Source organism: Candidatus Enterococcus moelleringii, from assembly GCF_017377575.1.
Taxonomy (GTDB): Bacteria; Bacillota; Bacilli; order Lactobacillales; family Enterococcaceae; genus Enterococcus_A; species Enterococcus_A moelleringii.
Window position 1 is genome coordinate 117,576 of sequence record NZ_JAFREM010000028.1, and the last position, 6,905, is coordinate 124,480.

At 40.8% G+C, this 6,905-nt stretch carries 8 protein-coding genes; 4 read left to right on the forward strand and 4 right to left on the reverse strand.

The genetic code is table 11. The annotated features are described in order from the left end of the window. The 4 genes from JZO70_RS17300 (at position 1) to JZO70_RS17315 (ending at position 5,309) form a co-directional block, all read left to right on the forward strand. Positions 1-2,241, forward strand: a complete 2,241-nt coding sequence (locus JZO70_RS17300; protein ID WP_207674921.1) for a S8 family peptidase — start codon at positions 1-3, stop codon at positions 2,239-2,241. A gap of 179 nt (positions 2,242-2,420) precedes the next feature. Continuing rightward, positions 2,421-3,392 (forward strand): phosphotransferase, encoded by a 972-nt coding sequence (locus JZO70_RS17305; protein ID WP_207674922.1) that lies wholly within the window; start codon positions 2,421-2,423, stop codon positions 3,390-3,392. A gap of 218 nt (positions 3,393-3,610) precedes the next feature. Then, positions 3,611-4,525, forward strand: coding sequence for an ABC transporter ATP-binding protein (locus JZO70_RS17310; protein ID WP_207674923.1), 915 nt, complete (start codon positions 3,611-3,613; stop codon positions 4,523-4,525). Beyond that, positions 4,518-5,309, forward strand: a complete 792-nt coding sequence (locus JZO70_RS17315; RefSeq protein ID WP_207674924.1) for an ABC transporter permease — start codon at positions 4,518-4,520, stop codon at positions 5,307-5,309. Before JZO70_RS17310 ends, JZO70_RS17315 begins: the two co-directional genes overlap by 8 nt. A gap of 54 nt (positions 5,310-5,363) precedes the next feature. Here JZO70_RS17315 and JZO70_RS17320 read toward each other — a convergent pair whose 3' ends face one another. The 4 genes from JZO70_RS17320 to JZO70_RS17335 form a co-directional block, all read right to left on the reverse strand. Beyond that, positions 5,364-5,582, reverse strand: coding sequence for a transposase (locus JZO70_RS17320; protein ID WP_207674925.1), 219 nt, complete (start codon positions 5,580-5,582; stop codon positions 5,364-5,366). 45 nt (positions 5,583-5,627) lie between these two features. Beyond that, on the reverse strand, positions 5,628-5,834 hold the full coding sequence (locus tag JZO70_RS17325) for a hypothetical protein (protein WP_207674926.1): 207 nt from the start codon (positions 5,832-5,834) through the stop codon (positions 5,628-5,630). A gap of 342 nt (positions 5,835-6,176) precedes the next feature. Next, on the reverse strand, positions 6,177-6,461 hold the full coding sequence (locus JZO70_RS17330; protein WP_242704000.1) for an Rpn family recombination-promoting nuclease/putative transposase: 285 nt from the start codon (positions 6,459-6,461) through the stop codon (positions 6,177-6,179). 312 nt (positions 6,462-6,773) lie between these two features. Beyond that, positions 6,774-6,866, reverse strand: coding sequence for a type I toxin-antitoxin system Fst family toxin (locus JZO70_RS17335; protein WP_207672351.1), 93 nt, complete (start codon positions 6,864-6,866; stop codon positions 6,774-6,776). Positions 6,867-6,905 lie beyond the last annotated feature (39 nt).

Here is a 6,905-nt window from a genome sequence, read left to right on the forward strand (position 1 = left end):
ATGGCTGATGATAAAAAGAATCCATTAATAATCAACGGTTTGTCTTTAGCGCAAATTGGTGAAACACCGAAACGAGGGGGTGATTTAAACGAGTTCAAAAAATGGCGTAGAACACTGTCACAAGCTAGGATACATCTGAAAACCAGACTGGAGGGTGTTCAGCAAGAACTTCAAAACTTGCCAGAAGAATACAAACTTTCCAACTACTATCTCAGAATAGACTATCCAAGTGATTTTCTTGCAAAGTCCTACCAAGTTAATTCGATTTACAATGATGCGAAACTAGATTTGATTGGATCAAATATTTGGATTGATGATAATGAAAAAACAGGCCGATCAGACTATTTAAGAGGTACCGACGAAAATTTAGTATTATTAATGAATCTAATCGAGAATACTTCCATAAAGGTTCAAAAGCGAGAAATTTGCCGCATGGAAGATATTCAGCTATTAAAGCCTATTATGTTTACCAATGACTTTATAGAAGAAGGTTTTTATGAACTTGCTTTCCATGCTGTTACAAGCTTAGAAGAACTGCTGAAAAAACTTGAGGTACTTTTAGCTATCAACTCAAATGACTATACTTTCCAAGCTTTTGAGAATAATGTGGTCTTTGTGTATTTGTGTGTTACAGAAGAAATGTACAAGAAAATAGAGAAGTTTAATCCTTTACGTTCGGTTTATCCTGCTGGAAATCGGGATTATACTGGGGGATCAGGCGGGTTTGAGACAACAGTGAATAATAAAAAGATAGGCGTCTTGACTAGAGATATAATAAACCAACTTCCGTGGGTTGGCCTAATTGATGGCGGAGTAAGTACAGAAGAAGCCTTTTTTCAAACGGTGACACAATTACATGAAGTCGAGGAAAAGGCAAGTTTGGGACTTGTAGAACACGGAAGTTCTGTTGCTAGTATTTTGTTGTATGGTGATCTCAATGATCAAACAGATTCAGAAATTACACCTGATTTTAGAGTTTTCAGTGTAAGGGCGTTACCCTCTGAAAAAGATGTTGAGTTTAATTTGATTTCATTAGAGAAACTAATTGAAGAAGTTATTCCAGTAAACACGCATATAAAAGTTTGGAATCTTTCCATTGGACCACAGGGACCTATTCTGGATGAAGTTGTGTCTTCATTAACACGGTTGTTGGACATGCTAGCTTATAAGCACGATGTGATTTTTGTGATTGCTGCAGGAAATACTGGTGAGTATCAAGGGATAGCTCGAAGAATACAGATACCAGCCGATTCCGTTAATAATATTACTGTCTCTTCCCACTACAGAAAATTCGGGAAAAACATTCCAGCACCATATAACTCTATTGAACCAGGCCGTGAAGGAGGAAAATTAAAACCGGATATCATTGATCGCGGAGGGTTAGGACATGTAGATCCTGTTTACACAATCTCTACTTATGGGTATCTTAAAAACAAAGTTGAAGGAACCTCTTTTGCAGCGCCGCAAGTTAGTCGGAAACTAGCATCAATTATGAATATGTATCCAGAGATATCAACCCTGAAGGCTAGGGCATTGCTGGAACATTCAATAGCTCTCCAAATTGAAAAAGAGCGACCGATCTCTATTTATGCGAAGGGTGAATTAAAGGATAATGAATATCAATTGCTGCAATCAAACAATGATGAAATAAGAGTGATGTATTCAGGCCAAATTTCTGCTAAAGGGTATGTCGTGTTACCAATACCGATTCCAGATGATGTTGAAGCGAAAATGATTGAATTCACATGGACTGTAGTGACTAAAACCAAAGTTAATCCTGATTTTCCAGATAGATATACGGAATATACAGTGGAGGATGATTTCTATCCTAATTCTCACAAGTACAAGTATAAAGGCGCAAACAGCCAGACAGTTATCTTAGATTTGTCTGAGGAAGACCACCAAAATGAAGCTGAAAAGTTACTTGAAAATGGCTATAAAAAATCGTCTTACCCTAATAAAGATAATCCAAAATATTTGACGGAAGAAGCAAGAAGAAAAGACCAGTTAAAATGGGATACCTTAAAAACACAAAAATTGAGGAAACAACGAAGTAGTGTGAACGAGCCCTTTTTGCGTCTTCATGGTCTTTCAAGATCGGAATCCAGAGATAGAATTGAATATGTAGCAGTTGTCACAGTTAAGTTCAAAGGAGATGAAGAAGTTCTCGCCAAAGTTTTACAAAAATATCCTGTTTTGCAAACGATTGCGGTGAGAGAAAGAACGCAGCAACGGATTTAAAAGCTAGCATGTTGATTCTATTGAGAGTTATACACAGGCTATGTGTATTGTATAGTAACCAGACACCGGAGATGAGAAATCTTCGGTTTTCTTATTGCTCATATAAACCACCATAAATAGCATACCGATTCTTTCTATTATATAATATACCTAAAGACACACCACCAAGGAGAAAGCCTATGAACAACTCAGCGAAGCGCACCAAAATAGAAGAGTTAGGCCCCTATCTAGAAGCCGGCGAATACATCATGGATAATAGCGAAGCTCGCATTGCTTTCCGACTAGCTGAAAAGGATCACCCCATTGTTGCAGGAGCATTTGACGCCAGCGCGCTTGACCAAGTGCAGCCGATTATCATTGAAGGTAACGCATCTAAACAATTTCCCGGAAAAATTCTGTGGTTTTGCAGCAACGGCGATATCAAGATTTTTTCAGATACGAATACACTCATTCTTTCCAGCACCAAAGAACATTACCAGCAAAAATTTCAGTACTATAAAACATTCTCGTCCTTTTTCCAAATGCCTAAACTGTTGAGCCATGACTCAGGCAATTGCATATTAACAGAGGAATTAATCGACTTTCGCAGCAAAACGGAAGAAGACGATCCACTTATTCTAAGCACTATTTACCATGATTACCGAAATTATTTCGCAAAGAAACAAGCAACAGCGGTGTACCGCTCCATGGATGAGTTGCTGACTACCAGCTCAAATGCAGTGAATAAACAGGATTTTGAACGCTTGCTAAACATGATCGATCCTCAGCTTCTTGAAGCAGCCTTCCCGTTTTTACCGCTCCACGGGGACTTATGGACGGACAATCTGCTTGTAGCAAAATCAGACGACCAAGTCTGGTACATCGACTGGGATACAGCCGGCGAATATTATTTTCTGTTCGATTTCTTCAAATTTATGTGGAACGAGCTGGATGTTCACGACAATCGCAGCTACTATGAACGCTACTTGAGCGGAGATTTCGATGACCAGTTCACAGAGCTTTTTGCGATCTTCAACTTAGAATTTCAACCAGCTCATAAAAAAGATTATCTATTACTGTTCTTTTTGAACTTCATGTTGGATGAAGGCAAAATTCCGTATGAAGTGAAGCTGATGGAATGGGCGGATTTTCAGCGGAAGGTTTTGGATTAATCTGAAGCAGCAGAATAGAACATCATTACCAACAAGACTTTCCATAATTGATACTTCAACCCCTGAGAATGTTCAGGGGTTGAAGTCTTTTACCTAGCCAACAAGTCACTCCCGTAAATCAACCAACACGCGACTAAATCAACTACCACTCTATTTCTTATCCGGTCTCGGTCATGATACACTTAAGATAACGAAAGACTAGAAAAAGGTGGCCAATCATGCAAGCTGTAGAAATCAAACACCTAACCAAGAAATTTACCAACAATCAAATAGCTGTAAGGGATCTGACGCTTTCCATTAATCAAGGCGAAGTTTTTGGCTTTTTAGGACCAAATGGCGCGGGGAAAACCACTACGATCAAATTGCTGAACGGGATGCTGCAGCCGACTTCAGGCAAGATGCAGATCCTCGGCGAAGATCCTACCAAAGATCCAATCGCGATTCACCAGTTTTCCGGCGTTTTAACGGAACGGGCAGCGATGTACGATCAGCTAACCGGTATGGAGAACCTGCTGTTTTACGGCGAAGTCTTTGGGCTTTCCCAAGAAGACAGCCGCAAGCGGGGACTGGATTTATTAGAGCAGCTGGAATTAAGCTATGCTGCCGATCGGAAATTGACTTCTTATTCTACCGGGATGCGCCAGCGCCTGTCCTTGGCACGGGCAATGATCCATCAGCCGAAGGTTCTTTTTCTGGATGAACCGACTAGCGGCTTAGACCCGGAAAGTGTCTTGAGTGTGAATCGGCTGATCCAGGACTTAGCCAAGAATCAAGGAGTCACTGTCTTTTTATGTACCCACCAGCTGCGCTATGCCCAAGAAATCTGCACCAGCTATGGCTTGCTGGATGAAGGGGAATTACTGGCAACCGGCACCTTAGAAAGCCTGCGTCACCGGGTATCCAAAGGCTTAAAAGTAGAAGTCCAAGCCAATCGAATTTCCCCAGACTTACACTGCAAATTACTAGGCAAAGACCGTTTTGAATTTACCTTGATTGACGAACAGGAAATTCCAGAGCTTGTACGAAAAATTGTTCAATCTGGTTCGGATATCTATGGTGTCACAGCCAAACAACTAACGCTGGAAGAAATATACTTTGCCTTGTTAGAAGAAGGAGGACCTGTCCATGATTGATTCCAAGCAAAAAGCCGTCGTCAAAAAAGATATTCAAGGCATGGTTGCTAATAAACGCTATTTTTATATGATGCTGCTGATGCCGTTGCTGTTTTCAGTGGTACTGCCAAGCATGTTCGTATTGATTGCTTTATTGGCACCGGAAAGCTCACGGGATTTTGAACAGCTGTTAGTGCTGCTACCGGCTGAATCAAAGGTAGGAGATTTAGGTGTCAGTATTGTGCAGTTAATCTTCACTTCGATCATGCCGTTGTTTTTCCTGATGATTCCCATCATGACCTCATCTGTCATGGCAGCCAGCTCATTTGTCGGCGAAAAAGAAAAGAATACCTTGGAGACGCTGTTTTATTCGCCGCTTACCGTGCGACAAATTTTTCAGGCGAAGGTCTATTCGTCACTGCTGATGAGCCTAGTGATAACCGGAGTAGCCTTTATCATCATGCTGGTAGTTGTACAGCTGGAGGTCTTTTTCTTAAAAGGAGCGCTGCTGTCGGTGGAACTTAGCTGGCTATTCGTCCTCGTTCTATTGGTACCGGCGATCACCTTGATTTCCATCACCTTAATTGTTAAAGGCTCAGCCAAAGCACAAACCATGGAAGAATCCCAGCAAAAATCAGCCTTTCTGATCCTGCCGCTGATTGTTTTTATGATCGGCCAATTCACTGGATTGTTCCTAATAAATACGTGGGTGGTACTGATTTTCGGACTCGTCTTAGCCGGTGCTGCTATTGCCCTGTTGCATGGGTCCATGCGCAGCTTTACCTATGAAATGCTGCTGAAATAGAGAAGCTTGATCGCGGGATTGTTCTCCGGGATCAAGCTTTTTTTATTGTTTGATTTAATTTTTTTGCAGATCTTCTAATTCTGCGACTGTCAGCCCAGTAACATCGGTAATAACTTCCAGCGGTAATCCTTTTTCCAACATATACAAAGCAACCTCAATTTTTACTTCTTCACGGCCTTCTTTAATGCCACGTTCAATCCCACGCTCTTCAGCTTTCCTCTCCACAGTAGATACTACGGCATCATTAATCATCTTTGCCTTGTTCATATCCATAATCAATTTTCCTCCATGCTTGGCTAGCAAGACTCGGATTCAACATTAATCCAATTCAGTTCGAAGTTCTTTTATTTGTTCAATAGTTAAGTCAGTGTATTTTACGATCTTTTCAATGGGTTCCTTTTCTTCCAACATATTCAAAGCAATCTCATATTTTTCCTCTTCACGGCCTGCCTCTTTAGCCTTCCTCTCCAAAGTAGAGACTACTGCATCATTCACCATCTTCGCCTTATTCATATCCATAATCATCTTCTGTTCCTCCTTGTTTAGTGAATAAAAGTCAGTCTTATTCTGAGCATCCTTCAAATAATCTGGAGCGTCATCTGGCACTTGGCCGGTTCTAAAAAACTGTTGCCAAAGGTAAGCGGGGCTGTTCTGATCGATATTCTTATTTTTCAAACTCATAAAGCAAAGTATAATTATTTCTTCTCCATTATGAGCTCGTAATAGCTCATAGGAGTCCAAATCTAGTACGCCGAACTTGCGAATGGCGGGGCCATCCTTCTCAAATAAATGAAAATCAAGGATATTAATGCCAAAGGTGGGGCGCAATGCAGAAAAATTGTTGCTTTCAAGAAAGGCCTCAACTTCCTAATTGCCTAACGACTCTCGATAGGCTTCTAACAAATAAAACAAAGCCCGCTCAATAAAATAATCGTGCGACTGGATTTGCATCTCAATCGTCACATGGCTGCCATTTTCCGTTTCAGCTAGAATATCGACTTCCGTGCGCATCAGTTCGGGATCTTCAGCGAATGCTTTCTTATAACTGTCAATATGGTAGGTCTCTCGTGGCTTCAGGGTCTTAAACTCTTTGCCTAAAATATCTCGGACAAAAGCCTTTAAAATGTGACTTGAATCCTGGCTTGCGAACAATTTTTTTGAACAACAGATCCATTGTTGGAACCGTCTTTGGTACGTTTTTCATCTAATTCTCCTCCACTTTCTGCAGATAGAGAATTTTTCACCATCAGTATACCACGGCACCACATTCTCTATCAAAATTTGCTTCTAATATAAGGTACGTAAAAGAAGGAGAATGTTCCCAAAATTGCTAAAGAAATATCAATCAATCGAAAAAATGCATACGCTTCTTGAAAGAGGGGATGAACTCGCCTATAAAATATGTAATTGTCAAAGATCAAATCGACCACCTGCGAAGTGCCCAACCTTCGCAGGTGTCATGCGTCATGGATCATGATCATCTAACCAATGCTTGAACCAGGCGGTAACCAAGCCAACAATGATTGGCGCAATGATATATTGCAAAACGAAATACACATCACCACCTCCTTTCAAGGAGGATCATGATCCAGACAA